This is a genomic window from Mycobacterium sp. ENV421, from assembly GCF_002887815.1.
In the GTDB taxonomy this organism is placed as follows: Bacteria; Actinomycetota; Actinomycetes; order Mycobacteriales; family Mycobacteriaceae; genus Mycobacterium.
In genome coordinates, this window is record NZ_PDHO01000015.1 from 109859 (window position 1) to 134352 (window position 24494).

24 protein-coding genes are annotated in these 24494 nt (G+C 66.1%); 14 read left to right on the top strand and 10 right to left on the bottom strand.

Going from position 1 to position 24494, the window contains the following annotated elements; genetic code table 11:
• Positions 1-118 precede the first annotated feature (118 nt).
• Positions 119-1390, top strand: coding sequence for an alpha/beta hydrolase (locus CRM90_RS18455; protein ID WP_102808387.1), 1272 nt, complete (start codon positions 119-121; stop codon positions 1388-1390).
• On the opposite strand, the gene CRM90_RS18460 is transcribed toward CRM90_RS18455, so the two are convergent.
• The 4 genes from CRM90_RS18460 to CRM90_RS18475 are packed head-to-tail and all read right to left on the bottom strand — an operon-like array spanning position 1380 to position 6826.
• Positions 1380-3026, bottom strand: coding sequence for an ABC transporter family substrate-binding protein (locus CRM90_RS18460; protein ID WP_502693290.1), 1647 nt, complete (start codon positions 3024-3026; stop codon positions 1380-1382). The genes CRM90_RS18455 and CRM90_RS18460 overlap by 11 nt on opposite strands.
• 49 nt (positions 3027-3075) lie before the next feature.
• Complete coding sequence (locus tag CRM90_RS18465) at positions 3076-4926, bottom strand: dipeptide ABC transporter ATP-binding protein (protein WP_102808388.1); 1851 nt, start codon at positions 4924-4926, stop codon at positions 3076-3078.
• Positions 4923-5852, bottom strand: coding sequence for an ABC transporter permease (locus CRM90_RS18470; protein ID WP_102808389.1), 930 nt, complete (start codon positions 5850-5852; stop codon positions 4923-4925). The genes CRM90_RS18465 and CRM90_RS18470 overlap by 4 nt, the downstream gene beginning before the upstream one ends.
• Positions 5849-6826: an ABC transporter permease gene (locus tag CRM90_RS18475; RefSeq protein WP_102808422.1), complete on the bottom strand. Its 978-nt coding sequence runs from the start codon at positions 6824-6826 to the stop codon at positions 5849-5851. Before CRM90_RS18475 ends, CRM90_RS18470 begins: the two co-directional genes overlap by 4 nt.
• A 119-nt stretch (positions 6827-6945) precedes the next feature.
• On the opposite strand from CRM90_RS18475, the gene CRM90_RS30260 reads away from it, so the two are divergent.
• The 9 genes from CRM90_RS30260 to CRM90_RS18515 all read left to right on the top strand — a co-directional run bounded on the left by CRM90_RS30260 (position 6946) and on the right by CRM90_RS18515 (position 15080).
• Positions 6946-7158 (top strand): hypothetical protein, encoded by a 213-nt coding sequence (locus CRM90_RS30260; RefSeq protein WP_142391394.1) that lies wholly within the window; start codon positions 6946-6948, stop codon positions 7156-7158.
• A gap of 118 nt (positions 7159-7276) precedes the next feature.
• Positions 7277-7522, top strand: coding sequence for a hypothetical protein (locus CRM90_RS30265; protein ID WP_142391395.1), 246 nt, complete (start codon positions 7277-7279; stop codon positions 7520-7522).
• Between the two features lie 189 nt (positions 7523-7711).
• The gene (gene cysD, locus CRM90_RS18485) at positions 7712-8641 is read left to right on the top strand and encodes a sulfate adenylyltransferase subunit CysD (protein ID WP_102808391.1); all 930 of its coding nucleotides are present in this window, start codon (positions 7712-7714) and stop codon (positions 8639-8641) included.
• Positions 8641-10491: an adenylyl-sulfate kinase gene (gene cysC / locus CRM90_RS18490; protein WP_102808392.1), complete on the top strand. Its 1851-nt coding sequence runs from the start codon at positions 8641-8643 to the stop codon at positions 10489-10491. Before cysD ends, cysC begins: the two co-directional genes overlap by 1 nt.
• On the top strand, positions 10488-11216 hold the full coding sequence (locus CRM90_RS18495; RefSeq protein ID WP_102808393.1) for a 3'(2'),5'-bisphosphate nucleotidase CysQ: 729 nt from the start codon (positions 10488-10490) through the stop codon (positions 11214-11216). Before cysC ends, CRM90_RS18495 begins: the two co-directional genes overlap by 4 nt.
• Positions 11217-11225: 9 nt before the next feature.
• Entirely contained in the window at positions 11226-11825 is a 600-nt protein-coding gene (locus CRM90_RS18500; RefSeq protein WP_102808394.1) for a cysteine hydrolase family protein, read from the top strand.
• A 390-nt stretch (positions 11826-12215) separates the two neighbouring features.
• The gene (locus tag CRM90_RS18505) at positions 12216-13244 is read left to right on the top strand and encodes a hypothetical protein (RefSeq protein ID WP_142391396.1); all 1029 of its coding nucleotides are present in this window, start codon (positions 12216-12218) and stop codon (positions 13242-13244) included.
• 225 nt (positions 13245-13469) lie between these two features.
• Positions 13470-14570 (top strand): hypothetical protein, encoded by a 1101-nt coding sequence (locus CRM90_RS18510; protein ID WP_102808396.1) that lies wholly within the window; start codon positions 13470-13472, stop codon positions 14568-14570.
• A 36-nt stretch (positions 14571-14606) separates the two neighbouring features.
• Complete coding sequence (locus CRM90_RS18515; RefSeq protein ID WP_102808397.1) at positions 14607-15080, top strand: Rrf2 family transcriptional regulator; 474 nt, start codon at positions 14607-14609, stop codon at positions 15078-15080.
• Here CRM90_RS18515 and CRM90_RS18520 read toward each other — a convergent pair.
• On the bottom strand, positions 15077-15469 hold the full coding sequence (locus tag CRM90_RS18520) for a VOC family protein (protein ID WP_102808398.1): 393 nt from the start codon (positions 15467-15469) through the stop codon (positions 15077-15079). The genes CRM90_RS18515 and CRM90_RS18520 overlap by 4 nt on opposite strands.
• A 92-nt stretch (positions 15470-15561) precedes the next feature.
• On the opposite strand from CRM90_RS18520, the gene CRM90_RS18525 reads away from it, so the two are divergent.
• Positions 15562-16686 (top strand): TDT family transporter, encoded by a 1125-nt coding sequence (locus tag CRM90_RS18525; protein ID WP_233209384.1) that lies wholly within the window; start codon positions 15562-15564, stop codon positions 16684-16686.
• 84 nt (positions 16687-16770) lie between these two features.
• Here CRM90_RS18525 and CRM90_RS18530 read toward each other — a convergent pair whose 3' ends face one another.
• Positions 16771-17820 (bottom strand): cupin domain-containing protein, encoded by a 1050-nt coding sequence (locus tag CRM90_RS18530; protein WP_102808399.1) that lies wholly within the window; start codon positions 17818-17820, stop codon positions 16771-16773.
• A 71-nt stretch (positions 17821-17891) separates the two neighbouring features.
• Entirely contained in the window at positions 17892-18305 is a 414-nt protein-coding gene (locus CRM90_RS18535; RefSeq protein ID WP_102808424.1) for a VOC family protein, read from the bottom strand.
• A gap of 97 nt (positions 18306-18402) precedes the next feature.
• On the opposite strand from CRM90_RS18535, the gene CRM90_RS18540 reads away from it, so the two are divergent.
• The 3 genes from CRM90_RS18540 to CRM90_RS18550 are packed head-to-tail and all read left to right on the top strand — an operon-like array spanning position 18403 to position 21206.
• A complete protein-coding gene (locus CRM90_RS18540) occupies positions 18403-19305 on the top strand; it encodes an LLM class flavin-dependent oxidoreductase (protein ID WP_102808400.1) in 903 nt (300 codons plus the stop codon).
• A 52-nt stretch (positions 19306-19357) separates the two neighbouring features.
• On the top strand, positions 19358-20527 hold the full coding sequence (locus CRM90_RS18545; RefSeq protein WP_102808401.1) for an alpha-hydroxy-acid oxidizing protein: 1170 nt from the start codon (positions 19358-19360) through the stop codon (positions 20525-20527).
• A 4-nt stretch (positions 20528-20531) separates the two neighbouring features.
• Positions 20532-21206: a pyridoxamine 5'-phosphate oxidase family protein gene (locus CRM90_RS18550; protein ID WP_102808402.1), complete on the top strand. Its 675-nt coding sequence runs from the start codon at positions 20532-20534 to the stop codon at positions 21204-21206.
• On the opposite strand, the gene CRM90_RS18555 is transcribed toward CRM90_RS18550, so the two are convergent.
• The 3 genes from CRM90_RS18555 to CRM90_RS18565 all read right to left on the bottom strand — a co-directional run bounded on the left by CRM90_RS18555 (position 21154) and on the right by CRM90_RS18565 (position 24473).
• Positions 21154-22584 (bottom strand): MFS transporter, encoded by a 1431-nt coding sequence (locus CRM90_RS18555; RefSeq protein ID WP_102808403.1) that lies wholly within the window; start codon positions 22582-22584, stop codon positions 21154-21156. The genes CRM90_RS18550 and CRM90_RS18555 overlap by 53 nt on opposite strands.
• Before the next feature lie 216 nt (positions 22585-22800).
• Positions 22801-23028, bottom strand: a complete 228-nt coding sequence (locus CRM90_RS18560; protein ID WP_102808404.1) for a hypothetical protein — start codon at positions 23026-23028, stop codon at positions 22801-22803.
• A gap of 122 nt (positions 23029-23150) precedes the next feature.
• The gene (locus tag CRM90_RS18565; protein ID WP_102808405.1) at positions 23151-24473 is read right to left on the bottom strand and encodes a flavin monoamine oxidase family protein; all 1323 of its coding nucleotides are present in this window, start codon (positions 24471-24473) and stop codon (positions 23151-23153) included.
• Positions 24474-24494: the final 21 nt, after the last annotated feature.

Sequence of the window (24494 nt, forward strand, 5' to 3'; positions counted from 1 at the left end):
GCCCTCAGGCGAAATCGCGAGCCGGAAGTGGACGTTTGCCGGGATCGGCGCCGCGCGACGGCGCATTCCATTCCCGTCCCCGGCGAGGCAGAATCGACGGCATGACAGGCCGGCGGCGATGACTCTGAACGCGAAGCGCCGCCGCGCCCACGACAAACTCGCCGCGCTACCCGGGGTTCGGCCGATCCGCCGCCCGGTCACCGCGACCGGATCCGACGAGTTCGACCTGTACTACGTGCGCACCGGCCGCAAGACCAGGCATCCGCTGGTCATCATCCCCGGCGGGCCGGGTGCGGCGTCGATCGCGCTCTACCGGGGCCTGCGCCGCCGTGCCGCAGCCGAGGGCCTCGACGTGATCATGATCGAACACCGTGGCGTCGGGATGTCGCGTCACGACGACAACGGTGCAGACCTACCGCCCGAGGCGTTGACCATCGAGCAGGTGGTGGACGACGTCGCCGCGGTGCTCGACGACGCCCAGGTGGACAGCGCCATCATCTACGGGACGTCCTACGGCACCTATGTTGCCGCGGGGGTCGGGGTGCGTCACCCGTCGCGGGTGTTCGCGATGATCTTGGATTCGCCGCTGTTGGCCGGTGACGATATCGAGGTGGTCCGCCAGACCGTGCGCAGCGTGCTGTGGCACGGCCGGGAGCCCGACACCGAGGAACTGGCGGACAAGGTTCGACGGCTGGCCGACGAGGGCGTGATGACGCCGGCCGGGGCTCAGCTCGCCGCCACCGTGTACGGGTTCGGCGGTGCCCGGCTGCTGGACCGCCAGCTGGACCTCCTGCTCGGCGGCCGCAATCTGGTCTGGACCGCCATGGGGCACTTCGGCGAGTTGGTGGTGGGCCGAAAAGCGCCGTACCGCAACGAGGCTGACCTGGTCGGACGGATCGGCTACCGCGAGCTCAACTACGCGGCCGACCCGGACGGTCTGCCGTTGGACCCGGCCGTTGCCATGCACGAGTTCGCAGCCGGCGAGGCCACGCGGTTCGAGGCTGAGCCGTTCGACCTGGTTGCGGAGATGCCGAAGTTCACCTGGCCCACGGTGGTCGTCTCCGGCGGACGCGACCTGATCACGCCGCCCGCGGTCGCCGATCGGATCGCCGAGCTGATTCCCGGCTCGGTTCTGGTGCGACTACCGACCACCGGTCACAGCGTGCTCGACACCAAGGAGCGGGCGGCGCTGCGGATCGCCGAGGCGGCGGCCATCGGCCGGATCGACACTCTGCGGCCACAGGAGGCGGCGCTCGACGCGATGCCGAGCGTGCCCGCGGTGCGGCTGATGGTGTCGGCGTTGGCGGTCGCCGCGAGGGTCGAGGCGGTACTGCCAGCATCGCTCCCGCGCGTGGTGACCCGAACTCTTCCCAAGCCCGTTACTTCATGAACCCGATTGCGGTGTAATTCAAGTCGCCCAAGCCGGCCGGTCCGTAGTTGGCCAGGTTGCTGCGCACCGCGACGTTGCCCGCGGACTGGAACAGCGGCAGGCTGAACCCCTCGCCGAAGATCAGTTTGTCGACATCGTTGGCCAGGCCGCGCGCCTTGTCCGGGTCGAGTTCGTTGAGCACCAACTCGACCTTGGCGTCGATATCGGGGCTGCTGATCTTGCCGAAGTTGCTCTCGGCCCCGGTGGTGTAGATCTGGTTGAGGCAGCACAACGCGAAAGCGTCACCCACCCAAGAGAATTGAGCGATATCGAAGTCACCGGGGATGATGTGGTTGGTGAAGAACCCGTTGCCGGGCTTGGCGTCGATCTGCAGATTCACCCCGATCTGGGCAAGGCTGTTCTGCGCGACGAGCGCTACCTGCCTGGTGGTCTGCGCGTCGTAGAGAACGTCGCGAATGACCAGCTGTTTGCCGTCCTTCTCCCGGAACTGCCCGGTCTGCTTCCAGCCCAGGGCATCGAGTTCTTGTTTGGCCTTCTCCGGGTTGAAGGCGACGACTTCGCTGTTGTCCTGGTAGCCCTTCTGGCCCGCCACGAAGATGTGGTTGTTCAACGGAACAGGCTTGTCGACCAAACCGCGTTGGGTTACATCGGCGATTGCCTGCCGGTCGATGCCCTTGGAGATGGCCAGCCGCAGCGCCTTGTCCGACAGGATCGAGCCGGGTGCACCGTTGAAGGTGAAGTGATACCAGCTCAGGCCGGGCGACCGCCGGATCGAGATGCCCGCGGTACGCCGGGCGATCGTCAGTTCGTCCAGAGAGCCCAGACCGGTGGCATCGATCGTGTTGTTCTGCAGCGCAGGGAGTCTCGCCGCGTCATCGAGTACCAGGAAGGTGAACGAGTCGAGCAGCGGGGGGGTGCCCCACCACTTTGGATTGCGGCTCAGCACGATGCGCTGGGCGGTGCGATCCAGTGAGGAGATCAGGAACGGGCCCGCCGAGGGTCCGGGCCCGTTGAGTTGTCCCTTGTTGAACACGTCGGGGTTGGCGGTCATGGCCTTGGGCAGCAGCATGGTGTTGCCGGCGAACATCCCGCGCCATTCGGCGTAGTGCTTGGCGAAGGTGATGACGGCCTGGCGGTCATCGACACCCTTCGTGACCGATGCGACCCGGTCGCTGCCGTTGGGCGAGGCGATCGCGAAAGCCTTGTCCTTGCCGCTGGTGGCGTTGATCTGAGAGGCGATGTCCTCCCAGGTGATCGGTGTCCCGTCGGACCAGACGGCCTTGGGGTTGATCGTGTAGGTGACCACCTGTGGGTCGGTGCTGGTCAATTCGACGCTGGTGAAGTAGTCGGTGTTGACCTTCATCGAACCGTCGGCGGCGATCACGAAGGCCCGCGGCATGGTGGGTCGCAGTATCGCGCCGGTGTCGGCCTCGTTGCCGTCGATGTTCAGGGTGTTCCAGTTCGACGGGAACGACGACAACGCCAGCCGCAGGTTGCCGCCCTTTTGCAAGGTGGCCGGGTCCTGCGGGTTGATATCACTGGTGGACCCGAGCTCGGCGTTGCCGCCCGCGGACGGGACGTCGCGCTTGCTGCCTGAACAGCCCGCCACCACCAGACTTGCCACGACTGCCAGCACTGCAATTCGGCCGGCGCTCCGGCGGATCGATCGGGTCACGCCACTGATGCTAACGGCGAGTGGGATCCGGTTGCGGGATAGCGGCCAGCAACTTCCTGGTGTAGTCGTGCTGCGGGTTGGCGAATATGTCGTCGGCATCGCCGTACTCCACCATCGCCCCGCGGTACATCACGACGACGCGATGGGCGAGGTGCTTGACCACCGACAGGTCGTGCGAGACGAACAGATAGGACAGGTCGAACTCGCGCTGCAGGTCCAGGAGCAGATTGATGATGCCGGCCTGGATGGACACGTCCAGTGCCGACACCGGCTCGTCGAGGGCGAGGATCTTGGGCTGCAGCGCAAGCGCCCGGGCGATGCCGATCCGCTGCTTCTGGCCGCCGGAGAACTCTTGCGGATACCGGCTCGCGTCGGCGCGGCGCAGGCCGACGATCTCGAGCAGTTCGGCGACCCGCGTGTCACTGCTCGCCTTGTCGAAACCGTTGGCGCGCAACGGTTCAGCCAGCAGTTCGAATACCGGAAGCCGTGGGTCCAGAGATGCCACCGGATCCTGGAACACCACCTGCAGATCGCGGCGCAGTTCCCGCCGCCGGGCTGTTGTCAGGGTGCCGACATCGTTGCCCAGCACCTCGATGGAACCGGACTCCGGCGCCGCCAGGTCGAGGATCTGATGCAGCGTGGTGGATTTGCCGGAGCCGGATTCGCCGACGATGCCCAGGGTCTGCCCCCGCAGTAGATCGAAGCTGAGGCCGTCAACGGCGCGAACCTCACCGATCTGGCGGCGGAACACCACGCCCTTGGTCAGCCGGTAGGTCTTCACCAGGTCCCGCACGGTGATGACCGGCGCCGGTTCCGCGGGGTCGTCGACGGTCACCGGCTGGGTGGACACGCCATAGATCTGCGCGGCGGTGCGGCCCGTGACCTCTTCGGTGCGGATGCACGCCGCCAAGTGGCCTGCGGAGGTGGGGTCGACGGGCGCCAGTGCGGGTTCTTTTGTTCGGCACTCGTCGACGGCCAGCGGGCAGCGAGGGGTGAACGGGCAGCCGGGCGGCACATCCACCAGCGAAGGCGGTGCACCGGGAATCGGCACCAGTCGGGTGCCCTGGGGCGAATCCAGGCGTGGAACGGAGCCCAATAATCCTGCGGTGTAAGGCATTCGACGGTCGCGGTACAGCTCATCCACCGAGGCGACCTCGACGGGCCGCCCGGCGTACATCACGAGAGCCCGATCGGCGAACTCCGCGACCACGCCCAGGTCGTGGGTGATGATCAGCACGCCCGCACCGGTGACGTCGCGGGCGGTCTTGAGCACTTCCAGGATCTGGGCCTGAACGGTCACATCCAGTGCCGTCGTCGGCTCGTCGCAGATCAGCAGGTCCGGATCGTTGGCGATCGCGATCGCGATGACCACCCGCTGGCGCTCACCGCCGGACAACTCGTGCGGAAACGCGCGGGCCCGCCGCTCGGGCTGGGCGATGCCCACCAACTCGAGCAGTTCGACGGCGCGCTTGCGTGCCGCCTGCTTGCCGACGTCGCTGTGGTGCACGGTGATGGCCTCGGCGATCTGGTCGCCGACGGTGTAAACCGGGGTCAGCGCGGACATCGGGTCCTGGAACACCGTCCCGATGCGCCGACCCCGGATCTTCGACATTTCGCCGTCGGACAGCCCGAGCAGCTCCCGGCCGGACAGCCGCACCGAGCCTGACACGGCGGCGTACTCCGGGAGCAGGCCGATGACGGCCATGGCCGCGGCCGACTTGCCCGACCCAGATTCGCCGACCATCGCGACCACCTCGCCGGCACGCACCTGATAGGTCAGGCCGCGCACCGCGGTCAGGTCGTCGCCGTCGGTGGGGAAGCTGACGGCGAGGTCGGTGACCTCCAGCAGGGTCTCGCTCATCGCTGCGTCTTCTTCCTGCGGCCGCGGCGCAGTGTGGCGCTGCCGGGGTCGAGTGCGTCGCGCAGCCCGTCGCCGGTGAGGTTGGCGCACACCAGGATCAGCACCAGAACGCCGGCCGGGAACAGGAACACCCACGGGAAGGTCGTCGCCGATTTGGTGCCGTCGGCGATCAGCGTGCCGAGCGAGATGTCGGGTGGCTGGATTCCGAAACCGAGGAAGCTGAGCCCGGTTTCGGCGAGGATCGCCACCGCCACGTTGAGTGCGGCGTCGATGATCAGGATGGAGGCGACATTCGGGATGATGTGGCGGATGATGATGCGCCGGCTCGAGACGCCCATATACCGTGCGGCTTGGACAAATTCCCGCTCCCGCAGGCTCATCGTGAGGCCCCGCACCATACGCGAGCTCACCATCCAGCTGAACCCGGCCAGCAGCACGATCAGCAGGATGACGTTGGCCGAGCTCTTGGTGATCGGCGTGAGGATCGCGATCAGGATGAACGACGGCACAACCAGCAGCAGGTCCACCAACCACATCAGCGTCCGGTCGCGCCAACCGCCGAAGTAACCCGCGATGGAGCCGACGGTCGCGGCGATGCCGGTCGAGATCACCGCCACACACAAGCCGATGAGCATCGACTTCTGCATACCGCGCAGGATCTGAGCGAACAGATCTTGGCCCAACGCGTTGGTCCCGAACCAGTGGTCGGTGCTGGGCGGGGCCTGAAGCGCATAGAAGTCGAGATCGGTGTAGGACCAGGGCAATAACGGTGGAAGGGCGTAGCAGCCGATGAACAGCACGGCCAGGATCACCAATGACGCCATCGCGCCCCGGTTGCGGGCAAAGCGGCGCAGCACCAGGGTGCGCCGCGAGGCGAACTCCTCGGGCGCCGCCCCCGAGCGGGCGTTATCCGTCGTCTCGGTCACGTCACCCTCACCCGGGGATCGAGTATCGCGTAGATGACGTCGGACAGCAGCCCGGCCAGGAGCACGACGGCACCGGAGAACACCGTGATCGCCGCGACGATGTTGGTGTCCTGAGTCGCGATGCCCTGAACGACCCACTCACCCATGCCGTGCCAGCCGAAGATCTTCTCCACGAACACCGCTCCGGTGACCAAACCCGCGACGCCATAGGCGAACAGCGTTGCCATCGGGATCAGTGCGGTCCGCAGCCCGTGTTTGAACAACGCTCGGCGCCGGGTGAGTCCCTTGGCTCGCGCGGTGCGGATGAAGTCCTGACCCAGAACGTCGAGCATCGCATTGCGTTGGTAGCGGCTGTAACCCGCGATCGCACCCAGCGCCAGCGTGACCGAGGGCAGGATCAAGTGCTGCATCCGGTCGACGAACTGGTTCCAGGGGCCCCCGACGGCGTCCGGGGACGTCTCGCCGATGTATTCGAAAATATGCACTCCGAGAATCGAATTCACCCGCAACGCTGCCAGGATCGCCAGGTTGGCGATGACGAACGTCGGCGTGCTGATCACCAACAGCGACAGCAGAGTGATCACCCGATCCGATAATCGGTATTGCCGAATCGCGCCCCAGGCGCCGACGACGACGCCGATCACGGTGCCCAGCACCGAACCGATCACCAGTAGTCGCAGGCTGACACCGATGCGGCGGCCCAGCTCGTCGGAGACCGGCTGTCCGGTGACGGTCGTGCCGAAATCGCCGCGCACCGCGCCGGCCACCCAGTGGGCGTAGCGCAGCGGGATCGGTTTGTCGAGATCGAGTTCGGCGGCTTTGGCATCGATCACCGCCTGTGGCGGACGTGGATTGCGTTGCATCAGACTGTTTAATGGCGCGAACGTCAACGAGGTCAGCGTGAACGTGAGGAACGACGCCAAGGCCAGCAGCACCACATAGTTGAGCAGCCGACGCGCCAGAAAACGCGTCATGGGCCGCTGCCCGGCGCAGGGTGCATGCAGCACAGGGTAGGAGATCGCCGGTCGAAACGACGCCAAGACCCTGCGGGTGTGCACGGTTTAGCAACGCGGGGCACGGGAAGACTGCGTGCGTGCACGTGAAGCAGCTCACACATCGACTGGTCCCAGCCCTGCTTGTGGCGGTGGCGCTCCCGACTCTGGCGGCATGTCAGGACAAGGGCACCAGCGTCGACCCGACCACCACCAGTCCCAGCCCGACGACAGTGCAGACGTCGAAACCGATGCTGCCGAGTTCGTCGGTGGCGTCGGCCAGTCCGCAACCTCCGACGCCAGGCGCCGGCTGACGCGGTACGGCAGGCGGCTCGCAGGTTTGGGCTCACAGCTTCGGGTTAACCAACTGTCAGCGATTTGGCAGGAGATCCGGTCCCGAAGAACTGGTCCGAGTCGATTGGAAGTGTCGAGATGACCAACATCAAAACCTTGTCCGCCGTGGTCGGTGGTAGTGCGCTTGTCGCGATGGGCGCATTGGGCATCGCGGTGACCGAGCCTGATAGCGGCACGATCGTGTCCGACCCCGGTACCTTCACCTCGCCCGTGACGTCGTCGATGACAACGGGGGAGACCACGAAGGAGACCGCCGTGGAGCCGACGAAGACACCAGAGGTCGCGGCGCCCCCGGTCACTGCGACAACTCCCGAAGCGCCGTAGGCGCACGCCCGGCCGGGTGTGCATCGGATCCCGGACCCGGGCGATCTGGAAGCGAACGACGTCTGAGGGCTCGCCGTATTTGCTGTGCAAGTCTGCTTGCGCGCAATCCTTGACTGAATCCGTCGTGACAGTTAGATTCCGGGTTAGCTTTGTAATTATGGTCAAATCTACCAACTTTACGAGGAAATCATGGCGAGTCCGGTGGTCGAACGCCCCAAGCCGGGGCAGTACGAGCTGAGCCACCTTCGGTCCCTCGAGGCCGAGGCAATTCACATCATTCGCGAGGTCGCGGCCGAGTTCGAACGGCCGGTTCTGCTGTTCTCCGGCGGTAAGGACTCGATCGTGATGTTGCACCTGGCGATCAAGGCGTTCACGCCCGGCCGGCTGCCGTTCCCGGTGATGCATGTCGACACCGGCCACAACTTCGAGGAAGTGATCGCCACCCGCGACGAGTTGGTCGAGCGGTACGGCCTGCGCCTGGTGGTGGCCAGTGTCGAAGAGGACATCGCCGCAGGCCGAGTGATCGACAACGGGCCGTCGCGCAATCCGCTGCAGACGGTCACGCTGCTGCGGGGCATCCGGGAGAACAAGTTCGACGCCGCCTTCGGTGGTGCCCGCCGTGACGAGGAGAAGGCCCGGGCCAAGGAGCGGGTGTTCAGCTTCCGCGACGAGTTCGGCCAGTGGGATCCCAAGGCGCAGCGTCCCGAGCTGTGGAACCTCTACAACGGGCGCCACCGCAAAGGTGAGCACATCCGCGTCTTCCCGTTGTCCAACTGGACCGAATACGACATCTGGGCCTACATCGGTGCCGAAGAGATCACGCTGCCAGGCATCTACTACGCCCACCCCCGGCAGGTCTTTCAGCGCGACGGGATGCTGCTGGCCGTCCACGAGTTCCTGCAGCCCACCCCCGACGAACCGGTCTTCGAGACCTCGGTGCGCTTCCGCACGGTCGGCGACGTGACCTGCACCGGCTGTGTGGAGTCCACCGCCTCCACCGTCGAGGAAGTGATCGCCGAGACCGCGGTGTCACGTTTGACCGAACGTGGCGCCACTCGCGCCGACGACCGTATTTCCGAAGCCGGCATGGAAGACCGCAAGCGCGAGGGGTATTTCTGATGAGCACTCTGTTAAGGATTGCCACCGCCGGCTCCGTCGATGACGGCAAGTCGACCCTGATCGGCCGCTTGCTCTACGACTCCAAAGCCGTGATGGAAGACCAGCTCGCCGCCGTCGAGCGGACGTCGCGGGAACGTGGCAACGACTACACCGATCTCGCACTGGTGACTGATGGCCTGCGGTCCGAGCGTGAGCAAGGCATCACCATCGACGTCGCCTACCGCTACTTCGCCACGGCCAAGCGGAAATTCATCATCGCCGACACTCCTGGCCACATTCAGTACACCCGCAACATGGTCACCGGAACCTCGACCGCGCAACTGGTGATCGTGCTCGTCGACGCCCGGCCCGGTCTGCTCGAGCAGTCTCGCAGGCACGCATTCCTGGCCTCTTTGCTGGGCGTTCAGCATGTCGTGCTGGCGGTCAACAAGATGGACCTCATCGACTGGGACCGTGAGCGTTTCGAATGGATCCGCGAGGAGTTCCACGCCTTCGCCGCCCGCCTCGACATCCACGACGTCACGACCATCCCGATGTCGGCGCTCAAGGGTGACAACGTGGTGACGAAGTCGGACAAAGCGCCCTGGTATGACGGGCCGCCGCTGCTGAGTCATCTCGAAGAGGTCTACATCGCCGGCGACCGCAACCTGGTCGACGTGCGGTTCCCGGTGCAGTACGTGATCCGGCCACAGACCGTCGAGCATGCGGACCATCGCAGCTACGCGGGCACCATCGCCGGCGGCGTGATGCGCCCTGGCGACGAGGTCGTCGTACTACCCAGCGGAAAAAGCAGTCGTATCACCGCAATCGACGGACCGACCGGACCTGTCGAGGAGGCGTTCCCGCCGATGGCGGTGTCGATCAGCCTCGCCGACGACATCGACATCTCCCGCGGAGACCTGCTGGCCCGCCCGCAGAACCAGCCGGTGGCCACCCGGGAATTCGACGCCACGGTCTGCTGGATGGCCGACGAGTCGTCCCTGGAGCCCGGACGTGACTACATCATCAAGCACACCACCCGCACCACGCGGGCTCGTGTCGGTGCGCTGGACTATCGCCTGGATGTCAACACCCTGCACCGGGACAAGAGCGCAACGGCGTTGAAGCTCAACGAACTCGGCCGAGTCACCCTGCGCACCCAGGTGCCGCTATTACTCGACGAATACTCCCGCAACGCCGCGACGGGATCGTTCATCCTGATCGACCCCGACACCAACGTGACGGTGGCTGCGGGCATGGTCCGCGACACCGCGCCGACGGCGGCTCGCAGCGCGTCGCCGAACACCGTGCGCCACCAGTCACTGGTGGACTCCGCTGACCGGCTGACGAAGGGGCGCACCCTGTGGTTCACCGGGCTTTCCGGCTCGGGGAAGTCCTCAGTGGCGGTGCTGGTGGAGCAGAAGCTGCTCGAACATGGTTGCCCCGCTTACATTCTCGACGGTGACAACCTGCGCCACGGGCTCAACGCGGATCTCGGCTTCTCGATGGCGGATCGCGCCGAGAACCTGCGCCGGTTGGCGCATATCGCCACGCTGATGGCCGATGCCGGCCTGACGGTCCTGGTTCCGGCGATCAGCCCGCTCGAGGAACACCGAGAGCTGGCCCGCAAGGTGCACACCGACCAGGGGGTGGAGTTCTACGAGATCTTCGTCGACACTCCGCTCGAAGACTGTGAGCGACGGGATCCCAAGGGGCTCTACGCCAAAGCAAGGGCGGGGGAAATCACTCACTTCACCGGGATCGACAGCCCCTATCAGCGGCCGAAGAACCCCGATCTGCGGCTGACACCCGACCATGAATGCGACGAGCTGGCCCAGCAGGTCGTCGATCTGTTGGAGGGCCAGGCGTGAACGATCATGACCTGGCGGCCGAGCTGGCCACGCAGGCGGGCAAGCTTCTGCTCGACGTGCGTGTCGAGCTGTCCGATGCCTCCGGCGCGGAGCGAAAGGCCGCGGGCGACAAGCGTTCTCATGATTATCTGATGGAGGCGCTGGCCGCGGCGCGGCCCGAGGATGCGGTGCTGTCGGAGGAGGGTGCCGACGATCCGATTCGGCTGCGCAGCCGACGGGTGTGGATCGTCGATCCGCTCGACGGCACCCGCGAGTTCTCCGAGCTCGACCGCGACGACTGGGCCGTGCACGTGGCGCTGTGGGAGGACGGGGAGCTGATCGCCGGCGCGGTCGCACTTCCCGCCCAGGGCGTCACGCTGGCAACCCCCGCGGTGTCGCCGCCCCCGGCGGCGCCGAGTGCGCCGCGCATCGTGGTGTCGCGAACCCGCCCCCCGGCGGTGGCGCTGCAGGTTCGCGACGCGTTGGGCGGCGTTCTGGTCGAAATGGGTTCTGCCGGAGCCAAGGTCGCGGCCGTCATCCAGGGTCGTGCCGATGTGTATGTACACGCGGGTGGTCAATACGAATGGGATTCGGCCGCGCCGGTGGCTGTCGCCCGCGCCGCCGGGTTGCACACCTCACGCATCGACGGCTCACCGCTTCAGTACAACCGGCCCGACCCCTTGCTGCCCGATGTCGTGGTGTGCCGGCCGGAGTTGGCCGAGGTGGTGCTGGCCGCTACGCAGTAACGTTGCGCCATGACTGAACTCAACACCCTGCGGGCGCTCGCGGGCCTTCCGCTCGATCCGCCGAGTCTGGCCACGTCGACGTTGATCCTGATCGACTGCCAGAACACCTACACGCAGGGTGTGATGGAACTCGAGGGTGTTCAGGCCGCACTGGACGAGGCGGCCGCGCTGTTGGAGCGCGCGCGGACTGCGGGCATTCCGGTCATTCACATCCAGCACGACGACGGCCCGGGCTCGCTGTACGACATCAGCGGGGAGAGCGGTGCGATCGTGGCCCAGGTCGCCCCTCGCGACGGAGAACCGGTGGTGGTCAAGAACTACCCCAACTCGTTCGTACACACCGATCTCGACGATCGGCTCAAATCGGTGGGCGCCGAGAACCTGATCATCGGCGGATTCATGACACATATGTGTGTGAATTCGACCGCGCGAGGCGCCTTCAACCTCGGCTACGCGCCCACGGTGGTCGCGGCGGCGAGCGCCACGAGGTCGTTGCCAGGTGTGGACGGTGCGGCCATCCCTGCGGCATCGCTGCACGCCGCGAGTCTTGCCGCTCTCAAGGATTTGTTCGCTGTCGTCGTCGCCGATTCGGCCGCCATCTCGGACTGAGACCCCACCCTTAGCCCTTTCCTGAGAGATTTGGGCCATCAACCTGAGAATGCGGCCGCCGGAAGTCGCTCTGGAGTCAACTCGAAGCCCCCTATTTTTAGGTGTGGACGACCTTAGGGAACATTTGCTGAGTGGCTCAACTTGGGCGTTCCAACCAGTTCAATCGTAGTTTGGTGATTCGCTGACCGCGACCGTATGTCAAAGTTGACGTCTCCGTCAGTAAGAATATTCTGACAAAATCGTCAATTTCTATTTTCCCTCAGGTTTTTCTCAGGTACCTTCAGCTTTGTCAGTGTTGACCCCAGCCCGGGAGGGATTGAAATGCAAATCTCCATACGCTCTCAGCTCATTGCGGGAACCGCTGCCGTCGTCGGCGCCAGCGCGATTGCAATGACGCCAGTAACGCAGGCGAATCTCGCATTGCCTGACCTCCGCATCCCCTCTGCGAACCAGGTTGCGCTTGCCGGCTTCGACAACCCACTTTCCGAGCTGCTCCTCAGCCTCGGCCTGGCAAACACCTTCACGTTCAGCACGGCCGGCCCGGTGCCCCAGCCGGCGCCGTGGAGCTTCTTGTCGGCTGCGGGCGTGTTGCCGCAGATCATCAACGACGCTCTGCCGATCGTCCGGCAGTTGGGGCTCAATGGGTCTGACTACCTTTTCCAAACGGGTAAAGGTTTTGGCACCAGCGCCTTACTGCTCAGCGAGGGCTTCTGGAATGCCGCCGGGGAGGCGCTGTCGCTGAACATCCCGGGCGCGATCAACACAGTGGTTACGGCCATCACGGCTGCCGGGGAGGAAGCTCTCGCCACCGGGCAGTACGTCTTGACAGGGGTGGTGACCCGAGCCGCAGCCGTAGCCACGGCTCTGGCCGCCTTGACGCCGGATATTGCCACCGCGGTGGTCAACCAAGGCCTGGTCGTGGTGGGTAGCTTCGTCAAGGTCTTCCAGGACGCTGTCGCCGCGTTGAGCTCGCCGAATCCCCTCGAGAACACCTGGAACGCGGTTGTCGACGGTCTGTTCGGCCCGACAGGGGTTCCGGGTGCGCTCACCGCGATCACGATCGGCCCGGGCGTGGTTGCGCCGGCGCCTATCTCGGGTTATGTCCCGAGTGTGCGGACGGTGATCTCGACCGTGGTGAAGGACGTGCAGACTGCTCTGGGCACCACCAACCCGGCTCCGCCTCCCGCGGCCGCGAAGACCGCCTCCCCGTCGTCGTCCGCGCTGCGTGTCGCCGCCGTTGAGGAGTCGTCGCCCGCTGCTGACAGCGCGAACTCGGGCGGGGGCGGCGGTTCGTCCGCGTCCGACCACTCCAACAACAGCAACGCGAAGAGTGGAAGTGCGGGCAAGTCCGGCGCCAAGAAGGGCGTCGCCGGCTCGAAGCGGCCCGCCAAGTCCTCGGCCAGCAAGTCCGCGGGGTAATCCGCGGCATCGACGGGGTGCCCTTCCTTTTCGAAGTCGTCGAAAAGGAGGGGCGCTCTGTTTTCTCCTTCGTCAAATTAAGTGAATTACTCGAATAGCAATTGGGTCTTTCTCTCTAAGTTTCCTCTCAGGTATTCTTAAGGCCGCAATTGGCCTGAGTGCCGGGGAGGTGAGCACGCGGTGCGGCGCGGCATTGGTGCGATTTTCACGACTGGAGTAGCCCTCGTGGGCGCGACGGTCGTCGTCGCCAACCCGGTATCGGCACCCCAGTCGGAAGTTCGGGTTCCTCCGGTGAAGCTGTCGGCCGACACCACGGCATCGACCACGGCTCTCGACCGGGCTCTGCTCGAGACCCTGACGCGAGACACCGGCGCCACGAGCCCGGCGGACCCGCTGAAGAAAGTAGTCGCCGGCGTCGTCACCAATGTCACGATGCTCAGCGGCCGGGCGGTGGACGAAGCATTCTGGAGCGACGTTCCCGGAACGCCGACGCCGATGCGCGTCCCGTCCCCGGTGCCGCCGAAGGCGGTCGCCGATCTGATCAGTGGAAAGACGGCCGCCGTTCCGTCAGCCAACGCGTCCGCCGCGATCAGCGAGGATCGCCTGCAGCGTGCCGTGACGTCGGTCGCCGACTACGTCGGCTATGTGAGCGTGCAGGTCGTCGAGGCGACCGTCGCGGCCGCCCGGATCGCGGTGGCCAAACCGCGGCTGATCGCGGACACGCTGGCTGCGCTCACCGACGGTGACGTCGACGCCGCCATCACCACCGCTCTTCGGGTGGTCGCGGTGCCCATCGGGCCGCCGTCGAAAATCGTGAAGGCGATCCGCAGTGAGGTCCGCCAGCGCCTGACCGAGCTGACGGACATCTTGCGCCCGCCCCCGCCGTCCCGGCCGAAAGCGACCTCGGCGGTCACCCTGTCGGCAGTGGCCGACGGCGTGGCATCGCTGCGCCGCACGCTGGGTCATCGCCGCAGCCTGACCGTCACGGCCAGACCGGGGGCATCCTCGAAGCCGGCTACGTCCACCACGACTGAAACGTCGACCAAGCCCGAGACATCGGCCGACCCGACCGACACCGGCACTGTCACCACTCCCGACACCAAACCGACTGCCGCCAACGGTGCGACGGATTTGAGCGACGGCAACAAGGCGGTGCCGCGCACCAAGGCTCCGCAATCCCCAGGCCAGCAGCGCGTCGAGACCTCGGTCACCAAGGTCCGCACCTCGCTCGACCGATTCGCCGACACCCTCCGCAAGGCGCTCACGCCGCACCGAGCGCCGCAGCGCATCGGGGGCACACCAGCACCGGCATCAGACGCCTCGTAAGCCTGCTGTCGACCTGGCAGTGGCACAATTCGCGGAATGCGGATGTCAGCGAAGGCGGAATACGCCGTCCGCGCCATGATCCAGCTCGCATCAGTCGACTCGGGCGCGCTGGTCAAGACAGAGGACCTGGCCAAGGCGCAGGGCATCCCCGCGCAGTTCCTGGTCGACATCCTGTCTGGTCTTCGCACCGACCGGCTGGTGCGCAGCCACCGCGGCCGCGACGGCGGCTACGAGCTGGGACGGCTGGCCGCCGACATCAGCATCGCCGACGTGTTGCGCTGCATCGACGGGCCGTTGGCGAGCGTGCGTGACATCGGCCTGGGCGACCTGCCCTACAGCGGGCCCACCGCGGCGCTGACCGATGTGTGGCGGGCGCTGCGCGCCAGCATGCGCTCTGTGCTCGAGGAGACCAGCCTGGCCGATGTGGCCGGTGGGCAGCTACCCGCCCACGTCGCCGAGCTGGCGCACGACTACCTGAGGCAGGAGAACCGGCGCGGGCACAATGGCTAGCCGGCGCCCGACCCGTACGGCCGGGTGATGATCTCCAGGTAGTGGCCCGCCGGGTCCCGGAAGTACACGCCGCGGCCGCCGTCGTTGTGGTTGATCTCGCCAGGCCGGGCGGCACGGGGATCTGCCCAGTGCGGTAATTCTCGATCAGAGATCCTGCGGTAGATCGTGTCGAAGTCGTCCTCGGACACCAGGAAGGCGTAGTGCTGCGGGTGAATTGGTTCATCGGCAGGCACGTCGGCGAAGTCCAGGCTCAGCCCGTGCTCGAGGGTGACGACGAGGAAATGTCCGAACGGCGCGGCATCCGGTAGCCCGAACAGCTCGGTCAGGAAATCTGCGGACTGCTGCTTGTCATGTGCGGCGACGATGGTGTGGTTCAGTTCGATTGCCATTACCCTTGCCAGTCAAGCACTTTGGGTCACCCCGTGCAATGATCACCGGCCTACCCGGTCACGGCCGTCGGATGCCGTACCGTCTGTTGCTTATGGCAACACCGAAGACCCGGGTCGAAGTGCTGGGCAACATCGGGCCCAACTGGTTCGCGTCGGTCATGGGCACCGGAATCGTCGCGACCGCGGGTGCGACGCTGCCGATCCAGCTCCCAGGATTGCGCGGGTTCGCCGAGGTGGTCTGGGTGATCGCCGCGGCGCTGCTGGTCGTGCTGATCGGGATCGTCGGCCTGCATTGGCTGCGCCATCCCACCGTCGCGCGCACCCATGCCCGCAATCCGCAGATGGCGCACTTCTACGGTGCGGCGCCGATGGCGCTACTGACCGTCGGCACCGGTGCGGTGCTGATCGGCCGAGATCTGATCGGCGAGCGGCTCGCCGTCGATCTGGACTGGGTGCTGTGGACCGCCGGCACGGTGGGCGGGCTGTTCACCGCGGTGAGCATCCCGTTCCTGATGTTCACCCAGCACAACGTCGAACCCGACGCCGCGTTCGGTGGCTGGCTGATGCCGGTTGTGCCACCGATGGTCTCGGCGGCCGCCGGCGCGCTGCTCATCCCGCACATGGCGCCGGGCAGCGGGCGCACCACCATGCTGTACGGCTGCTACGCGATGTTCGGACTGTCCCTGGTTGCCGCGTTCATCATCATCACACTGATCTGGAGCCGGCTGGCGCTCTACGGAACGTCGGGAACCGCCAGGGTTCCCACGCTGTGGATCGTGCTCGGGCCACTCGGCCAATCCATCACGGCCGCAGGGCTTCTCGGTCACGTCGCGGCAACGGCCGTCGAGCCCGGGCTGGCTGAGGGACTGAATGCGTTTGCCGTCATCTTCGGAGTTCCGGTGTGGGGCTTCGCGATGCTGTGGATAGCGCTGGCCGCCTCACTGACGATTCGCACCCTGCGCCGCGGTATGCCATTCGCCCTGACCTGGTGGAGCCTCACCTTTCCGGTGGGCACATTCGTCACCGGCACCACCCAACTGGCGGTGCACACCAACCTGCCGGCGTTCAAGGTCGCGGCGGTGATCGCCTACGCCGGGTTGCTGAGCACCTGGCTGCTGGTCGCGGTGCGTACCGCGCGGGGCAGCCTGCGGGGCAATCTGCTCAATCCGCCGCCCGGCGCTGGGCCGATCCGCGCGCAGAAGGACCCCGCTCGCTAACGTCCCCGCGCCCAAACCGACGTTTCGCCGCGAAACTTCGAGTGGCAGGCAGCAAAACGTCGATCTCGGCGGTGCTTCGGCGCCCTAGTCGCGTGGATCAAGCGGGTTGACCCGGTTGACGATCAGCGGATCGGCCTTGGTGAACGGGAAATTGGGCAGGTCGTCGATGTGGACGTTGAACGTCGCAGCGAGTACTTCGCGCGAGTACGCGCTCGCCGACGCCCGATATCCGATATCGCCAGGCGTGGGCTGGTCGAAGAAGATCGCGAAATGCAGGTCGGGAGCGTCGACCACCTCGATGTGGTGAGGGTACGCACGAGGGATGAAGTACATGTCGCCCTGCTCCAGATACCAGGTGTCCAACGTTCCGTCAGGGTCCATGACCGTCATCCGCGAACTTCCCGACGCGACGTAGCCCATCTCCGCTGTGACCGGGTGCCAATGCGGTTCGCGCATTCCGTCCTCACGGATCCGAAGTGAGTACATCGACATGTCCTTGAGGGCGGGCCAGAACTGGACCCGGGCCAGGCGTGCCGATCCGACTGCGCTGCCGACTGGCGGGCTCTGTGCCTCGACCCCGAATTTGTGCGGATCGTCGAAGTGGGCGGTGCTCGGAACCGACGGATCCCCAGCGCGTGCAGCGAGCTTCCGGTCGGTGGTGTCGCGGCGGATCTTCGCGAAGTCCGAAGCCGGCAGGTCGTAGGTGTTACCCAACACCGCATCTGTCATCGCGCCGAACGCGGCCCCGAGGCCGAAGTCCTCGGGCCGCTCGTGCCGGAACGAAAGGATGAACTCGGCAGGTTCCTCGCCGATGTTCTCGATGTGATGCAACGAGCCTGAGTCGACATGGAACATCTCGCCGGAGCCGATCGTGAACGACGAGAACTGGCTGCCGCTGTCGAGAATCGAGACCAGACAATTTCCGGTGACGCAGTAGGCCAATTCGTTGGCGTTCGCGTGCCAGTGCGGCGTGCGCATCGCACCCGGATTGATCACCAGGCGCTTGATCGAGAGGCCGGACAGGATGGGCAGGTTGTCGGCAGTGACGCGGCGGATCGAACCGAGATCCGATTCTTCAACGATCTCACCGTCGATCAACGACACCGAATGTTCGCTGCGCTTTAGTCTCGACATCTCTGACTACACCTCTCGTTGGGCGAACGTGACGAAGCGGGAAGCTCACTGCTCAAACGGTCGTCGGCGCCTTACTTGCGGGCGGTGAGCTCCAGGGCGATGTTGTCGGGATCGCGGAACTCGAGGATGTAGGCAATGCCGATGTCCTTGATCGGCTCGTGCTCGATGCCCAGGGAATCAAGGTGGGCGGCGGCCTGCTCGAGGGCGTCCAGGCTGGGCAGGACGAACGCCAGGTGGTCGAGGCCGACCCGGTCCTCGTCGAAGGCGCCGGTGCCGGTGGGTCGCAACCCGATCAGGTTGTCGCCGATGTTGTAGATGACGCCGCCGAACAGAAACGAAAGCTGCTCGCGGGTCGCGGCATCGGCGTTCGCCGGCAGCTCGGCGTAGACGGGCCAGCCGAACACGCTGTCGTAGAACCGGCGCGAGGCGTCGATGTCGGTGACGGTCAGCCGCACGTGGGCGACGGCGGAAGTGGCGATCGGCATGTGCTCCATCCTGTCAGCAGCCCGGATCTCTGTCAGTAGGTCGGATCGGCGCGGGCGGCCGCCGCGCCGTGCCAGAATCGCGAGCGTGCAGATTGGCATGACATTGCCGGTGATGGAACCGGACGTTGACGCGGACATCCTCAAGCGCTGGGCCCAGACGATCGACGAGGGACCGTTCTCCTCGCTGTGTTGGGGGGAGCGGATCGCGTTCGGCAACCCCGATTCCCTGACGCTGTTGGGAGCGCTGTCCGGCTGGACCGAGCGGGTGCCGCTGGTGGCGACCGTCGTCGTGCCCCAGTTACACGATCCGGTGATGCTGGCGAAGGGGCTCGCGACCGGCGACCTGCTGTGCGGCGGACGGCTGACCGTCGGTCTGGGCGTCGGGGGCCGGCACGAGGACTATCGCGCCGTCGGCGCCGATCCGAAGACGCAGACCATGCGGAACATGGCCGAGCGGGTGGCGATCATGCAGCGGGTGTGGGCAGGGGAGAAGATCACCGAATCGGTGCTTCCCGTCGGGCCCCGTCCCGCCCGCGATGGTGGGCCACGGCTGCTGGTCGGTACCACCGGACCCAAGACGGTACGCAGTGCCGCGCCGTGGGCTGAGGGCCTGGCCGGCATCTCGATGGACCTCGACCTCGAGAAGGAGAACGCGCTGTTCGACGTCGCCCGCGGCGCATGGGCCGCGGCGGGTAAGCCCAAACCCCATCTGGCGACGTCATTTTGGTTCGCACTCGGCGAGGGAGACGCGCCTCGTCAGCAAGTGATCCAGCATCTGCGCCACTACATGAACTGGATCCCGCGGGAGTACGTCGATGCGCTCGCGCCGACCGCGGGCTGGGCCGGCACCGAGGAGGAGCTCGTCGCGGTGCTGCGCGGGTTCGCCGAGATCGGCACCAGCGAGGTACACCTCATCCCCACCAGCAGCGACATCGACCAGGTGCGCCGGGTCGCCGAGCTCGTCGGTGAGGTTTCCACCCACACGGGAGTTTTGGCGTAGAACTGCGAGTGGAACTCGCCATGATGTCGATGTCGCGCCAGGAGGATCACCGATGACCCAGCCGTACGGCAACTACCAGATCGAGATCTACTTCCAGGGTCTGACCGGTACGGTGCCCAGCCTGCCGATATCCTTCGACGAATTGGAAGCCCGTGCCGCCCAAGCCCTTCCGTCGTCGATATGGTCCTACGTTGCCGGCGGCGCCGGTGACGAGCGCACCCAGCGGGTGAATGTCAGCGCCTTCGAACAGTGGGGTCTGATACCGCGCATGCTGGTCGGCGCCACCGAACGCGACCTGTCGGTCGAACTGTGGGGACGGCGCTGGCCCGCCCCGGTGTTCATGGCGCCGATCGGGGTCATCGGACTGTGCACCCAGGACCACCACGGCGACCTCGCTGCCGCGCGGGCTGCCGCCCGCACCGGGGTGCCGATGTGTGTGTCCACACTGACGATGGACCCGCTGGAGGACGTCGCTGCCGAATTCGGTGACACGCCAGGGCTTTTCCAGCTGTACACCCCAACCGATCGCGAGATGGCGGAGAGCTTTGTACGCCGTGCCGAAGCCGCCGGGTACACCGGAATCGTGGTCACGCTGGACACCTGGGTGCCCGGCTGGCGGCCGCGCGACCTTTCCACCGCCAACTTCCCCCAACTGCGCGGCATGTGCTTGTCCAACTACATCAGCGACCCGGTCTTCCGAGCCAAGGTCGACGCCGACATCGATGCCGACCCCCGCAACGCCGTGCTGTCCTGGGTCAGCAACTTCGGAAACTCGCTGACGTGGGACGACTTGACCTGGCTTCGATCGTTGACGTCACTGCCGCTGATCCTCAAGGGCATCTGCCATCCCGATGACGCCCGGCGCGCGATCGACGCCGGTGTCGACGGCATCTACTGTTCCAATCACGGCGGTCGGCAAGCCAACGGCGGTGTGCCGGCCATCGACTGCCTTCCCGACGTCGTGGCGGCGGCCGGTGACGTGCCGGTGCTCTTCGACTCCGGGATCCGTTCGGGCGCAGACATCGTCAAGGCTCTGGCGTTGGGCGCCAAAGCCGTTGGCATCGGTCGCCCCTACGCCTACGGTGCGGCGCTGGCCGGCACCGACGGGATCGTGCACGTGCTGCGCTCGCTGCTGGCGGAGACCGATCTGATCATGGCCATCGACGGCTACCCGACGCTGGGGGACCTGACCCCCGCCGCGTTGCGGGCCGTGCGACAGTAATCCCATGCCGCAACCGTCGACCAGGGTCAGCCGCCTACCGGAGAAGCAGAACACCGAACGTTCGCGACTCGACGAGCTTCTCGATGCCACTCCGCTGGCGACCATCGCGTTGATCCGCGACGGACACCCGGTGATATTCCCGATCGGCTTTGCCCGGATCGGCGACGAACTCGTGATCCACGGATCGACGGGCTCACCCTGGCTGCGGCAGCTCGCCGACAGCGCACCCGCCGCGGTCTCGGTCACCGCTCTCGACGGAGTCCTGGTGGCACGCAGCGGGTTTGAGTCGTCCTTCCAATTCCGCAGCGCCACCCTGTTCGGAACCTTCGACGCAATCGAGGAATCCGACAAGATTCGCTACCTCGAGACGCTGACCGACACATTCATCCCGGGCCGGGTGGCGGAGCTTCGCGCGAGTTCGCGCAAGGAACTGGCCGCCACCATGGCGCTGCGGATGGCGATCACCGATGACAACTGGTCGCTGAAGATCGGCGACGGGTGGCCCGAGGACGGCGAGGAGGACGTGGCCGCCGGGGCATGGGCCGGCGTGGTCCCGCTGACGACTGTCTACGGCGAACCCCGCCGTGCGCCGGACTGTGATCCCACAACGCCGGTGCCACCGTCGGTCAGGGCGATGTCTGGTGAGCTGTCGAACCGGCGGGGGCGGCAGTTCCGGTAGTGAACGGTTTCGGCCGGAGGATCAGGCTGAACACCAGTGCCACGACGCCGATTCCGACGGCAATCCAAAATGCGTGCTGGAATGTGGAATCCGTGCCCGAGCCGACGATCGGGCCGGCCCATGCAAAGCCCAGTGTGAAGCCGATGCCGTAGCTGGCATTGGCGATGCCGGGCAGCGCCCCGGGCGCCTCGTCGGATGCCTGCAGCACGCCCAGTGAGCTCAGCGGCGTGAGTATGACTGCGGTGCAGGTGAATCCGAAGACCACCATCAGCGCCGCGACTACGTATTTGTGGTCGGCGAACGCCGCTATCAGTGCGACCACGACGATCGTGGCCACGATCCCGGCCCGCAGAACGGTGACGAATCCGATGCGAACCGCCAACCTTCCGATGAACGGTGCGGTGATGACCTGAACGACCGCACCGGGGGTCAGAAACAGTAGCGCGGTCGTCGTCGCGTTGAGGCCGAAGCCGGAGTCCGGGTCCTCGGCCATCGCGGGCACGATGAAGCCGAGCACCACCATGAACGATCCCATCACCAGAATGGTGACGACAAGCAGCGGCCAGGCCTCGCGGGAACGCATGTGCTTGAGCGCGATGAGGGGATGTGCCACCCGCCTGTCGACAACGACCAAGGCGAGGAAACCCACAACGGCGGCCGTCAGCCAGATCAGCGCGGGCGCCGACACCCACCCCTGGTGCCCGCCGTTGGACAAGAACATGGTGATCCCGCCGACGGTCAGGCCGATGAAAACGGCGCCGACCCAGTCCATCCGGCCCTCCGTGCGGGCGACCTCGTCGGCGGGAACCCATTTCCAGACGAAGGCGACGGCGATCAGGCCGACCACGAGGATCAGGGCGAAGATCGAACGGTAACCGAACGCGTCGGTCATGATGCCGGCCAGGAACGCGTCGCCGCCGGCCACCCCGCCGTTGATCGATGCCATCACCCCGCAGCACACGCCAAATGTCGCGCCGGACAAGCGTGCTCGCAGAATCAGGAAGGCAAGGCCGTAGGTGATGTTGGATGCGCCCTGCAGGAATCTGCCGACCACCACGATGGGGAGTGAGGTGCTCAGGCACAGCACGGTGCCGATGCACATCACGACCACGATGCCGATCAGGACGCGCTTGCGTCCGATGTAGTCACTCCAACGGATCAGCACGACGTTGGCGAGGGCCCCGGCCAGATAGAACGGCGTCGACATCGCCACGAACGCACCGGGACCCAACGTGTCGTTGATGTCGCGGACGGCCGGCGCCAGCATGGTGGCGTTCAGCGAGAACGACATCAGCGAGAAGACCAGAGCCGCCACCAAGAGGACGATCTGCCTGCGAGAGAGGGAATCCGTCTCGGCGGAAGTGGGTGGCTGGCTCACGATGGATGCATCGTAAGTGACGGCGTGCCGGCGTGCCGCCCTTCAGCTGGGGTTTTTGGGCCCCAGCAGAGCGCGCCAGAATTTCCGGAACCACTCGGGAAAGGCGACGTCCTCGCCACGGTGTTCCGGCCGCGGCGGTGTCGCCGGCTGGTCGGGCCGATCGGGCTGGGGCGGGTGGGGTTCGGTCACGGTGTAGCCCACCGTATCGGAACGGATCTACGCGGACAGCTCCTCGGTGGACTGGGAGGCGATGGCGGCCAGCCACTCGGCGCTGACAGTCAGATCGTCGAGTTGACGGTCGATGCTTTCCACCCGGTGCGACAGCTCGCGCAGTTGGCATGCCAGTCCGGCCCGCTCTCTGACCAGCTTGGCCCGCAATCGCTCGACCATCACCAACAGCGACTGAGCCTCCGAGCTCGTCGGCGTTTCGGCGGTCGCGGTCATCGGCGTCTCCTCGGAAGAAAGGAGATATGGCTGTACCCCCGGTTCGGGCTTCCTGAACATCGAATTTTGCCGACAGTGAGTCTGTGCTGCCGGTGTCGGGTCCGGTGTCGCGCGTGCGCGCGTTATGCCAGGACGCGCTCGGCTTCCCGCTGACCGCTCAGATAGGCGCCGTGGACCGTGCCGAACCACTCGGGATTGGTGGCTTCGCCGGCGAACATCAGCCGCTCGCCGACGGGCTCGCCGAGAGCGCGCATGTCATCCGGACTCGACCCGACGGCGATGAAACTATACGAACCGCGGGCATATCGATCGGTTCCCCACTTCGTCACGATGGACCCGGTGGGCGTAGGAGCGTCGATCGCGGCGATCAGTTCGTTTACCGCGTCGGAGTCCGACATCGACTCCCGCGACCAGGCGGCCTGCCCGCCGCGCAATCCCACCAGCACGGGTCTGCCGGCGAAGACGAGTCCGTTGACCAGATCGGTGACGGGCTGGTTGTCACCCACGAGGCCGATCATCGGTGTGGATTCCGGCCAGAACGGCGCGTCGAACGCGACGACCACCTTGTTCAACAAGCCGAACCCGAGTCGCTCGATGGCATTGCGCTTGGCGTCGGGCAGCGGCGGGTCGAACACGATGGTCTCGGCCTTGAGCACTCCGAGCGGAACGGTCACGATCACCCGGTCCGCGGTGACGGTGCCCTGTGAAGTGTCGATGCGAACCTGATCGCCGCCATGCGCGACGCGGGTGACCTCGGTGCCCAGGCGAACGTCGAGACCCTTCGCGACGTACTGGGACAACTGGGTGTAGCCGCCGGGGAGGATGACGTCGGGACCCTTGAACTGTTCTTCGCTGCCGAGCCAACGAAGGGACATCTGAGCCGGGTCGGCCGCGTACTCGGCCGCGATGCCCGAGGCGACGTTCCACGCGACCAACGGATCATCGAGGTTCGCGATACCGATCAGTCCGTCGGCCACCGACTCTTCGGCCGAGGCGTCACCGCTGAGGTCGTCGAGTTCGCGGGCGATCCGGTGCCAGTCCTCTGCGGACGCCGCGGCGGCCTTCTTGTCGACGAGCCGGTGATCGTCGATCAGGACGAAGTTCTCGAAATCGGTCGGTACCGTCTTGGCCCCGACGTCGTGGGCCAGTGTGGTGAGGGGATTGCTCTCGGTGCCGTGGATCCACGAGGCGCCGACGTCGATCGGCACCCCGAACGAGGTGTCGGTCCGCGTGCGGCCGCCGATCCGGTCCCGGGCCTCCAGCACCGTCACCCGCAGACCGGCGTCGGTGAGCTTCCGTGCCGCAGCGAGTCCGGAGAATCCGGCGCCGACGACCACGACATGATCGCGGTTGTTTTCGTTCGCGCCACCGCAGCCCGGCAACAGGGGAGTGGCGGCGAGGGCGCCGACGCTCAACAGGAACCCGCGGCGCCCGACCCCACGCATGGCGGTGACGCTAGACGCCCA

What these genes read in the sequence shown, in the direction of transcription:
- CRM90_RS18455 (WP_102808387.1), top strand. Translation starts at nt 119, where the DNA reads ATGACTCTGAACGCGAAGCGCCGCCGCGCCCACGACAAACTCGCCGCG.
- CRM90_RS18465 (WP_102808388.1), bottom strand. Translation starts at nt 4,926, where the DNA reads ATGAGCGAGACCCTGCTGGAGGTCACCGACCTCGCCGTCAGCTTCCCC.
- CRM90_RS18475 (WP_102808422.1), bottom strand. Translation starts at nt 6,826, where the DNA reads ATGACGCGTTTTCTGGCGCGTCGGCTGCTCAACTATGTGGTGCTGCTG.
- CRM90_RS30265 (WP_142391395.1), top strand. Translation starts at nt 7,277, where the DNA reads ATGACCAACATCAAAACCTTGTCCGCCGTGGTCGGTGGTAGTGCGCTT.
- cysD (WP_102808391.1), top strand. Translation starts at nt 7,712, where the DNA reads ATGGCGAGTCCGGTGGTCGAACGCCCCAAGCCGGGGCAGTACGAGCTG.
- cysC (WP_102808392.1), top strand. Translation starts at nt 8,641, where the DNA reads ATGAGCACTCTGTTAAGGATTGCCACCGCCGGCTCCGTCGATGACGGC.
- CRM90_RS18500 (WP_102808394.1), top strand. Translation starts at nt 11,226, where the DNA reads ATGACTGAACTCAACACCCTGCGGGCGCTCGCGGGCCTTCCGCTCGAT.
- CRM90_RS18505 (WP_142391396.1), top strand. Translation starts at nt 12,216, where the DNA reads ATGACGCCAGTAACGCAGGCGAATCTCGCATTGCCTGACCTCCGCATC.
- CRM90_RS18515 (WP_102808397.1), top strand. Translation starts at nt 14,607, where the DNA reads ATGCGGATGTCAGCGAAGGCGGAATACGCCGTCCGCGCCATGATCCAG.
- CRM90_RS18520 (WP_102808398.1), bottom strand. Translation starts at nt 15,469, where the DNA reads ATGGCAATCGAACTGAACCACACCATCGTCGCCGCACATGACAAGCAG.
- CRM90_RS18525 (WP_233209384.1), top strand. Translation starts at nt 15,562, where the DNA reads ATGGCAACACCGAAGACCCGGGTCGAAGTGCTGGGCAACATCGGGCCC.
- CRM90_RS18530 (WP_102808399.1), bottom strand. Translation starts at nt 17,820, where the DNA reads ATGTCGAGACTAAAGCGCAGCGAACATTCGGTGTCGTTGATCGACGGT.
- CRM90_RS18535 (WP_102808424.1), bottom strand. Translation starts at nt 18,305, where the DNA reads ATGCCGATCGCCACTTCCGCCGTCGCCCACGTGCGGCTGACCGTCACC.
- CRM90_RS18540 (WP_102808400.1), top strand. Translation starts at nt 18,403, where the DNA reads ATGACATTGCCGGTGATGGAACCGGACGTTGACGCGGACATCCTCAAG.
- CRM90_RS18545 (WP_102808401.1), top strand. Translation starts at nt 19,358, where the DNA reads ATGACCCAGCCGTACGGCAACTACCAGATCGAGATCTACTTCCAGGGT.
- CRM90_RS18550 (WP_102808402.1), top strand. Translation starts at nt 20,532, where the DNA reads ATGCCGCAACCGTCGACCAGGGTCAGCCGCCTACCGGAGAAGCAGAAC.
- CRM90_RS18560 (WP_102808404.1), bottom strand. Translation starts at nt 23,028, where the DNA reads ATGACCGCGACCGCCGAAACGCCGACGAGCTCGGAGGCTCAGTCGCTG.
- CRM90_RS18565 (WP_102808405.1), bottom strand. Translation starts at nt 24,473, where the DNA reads ATGCGTGGGGTCGGGCGCCGCGGGTTCCTGTTGAGCGTCGGCGCCCTC.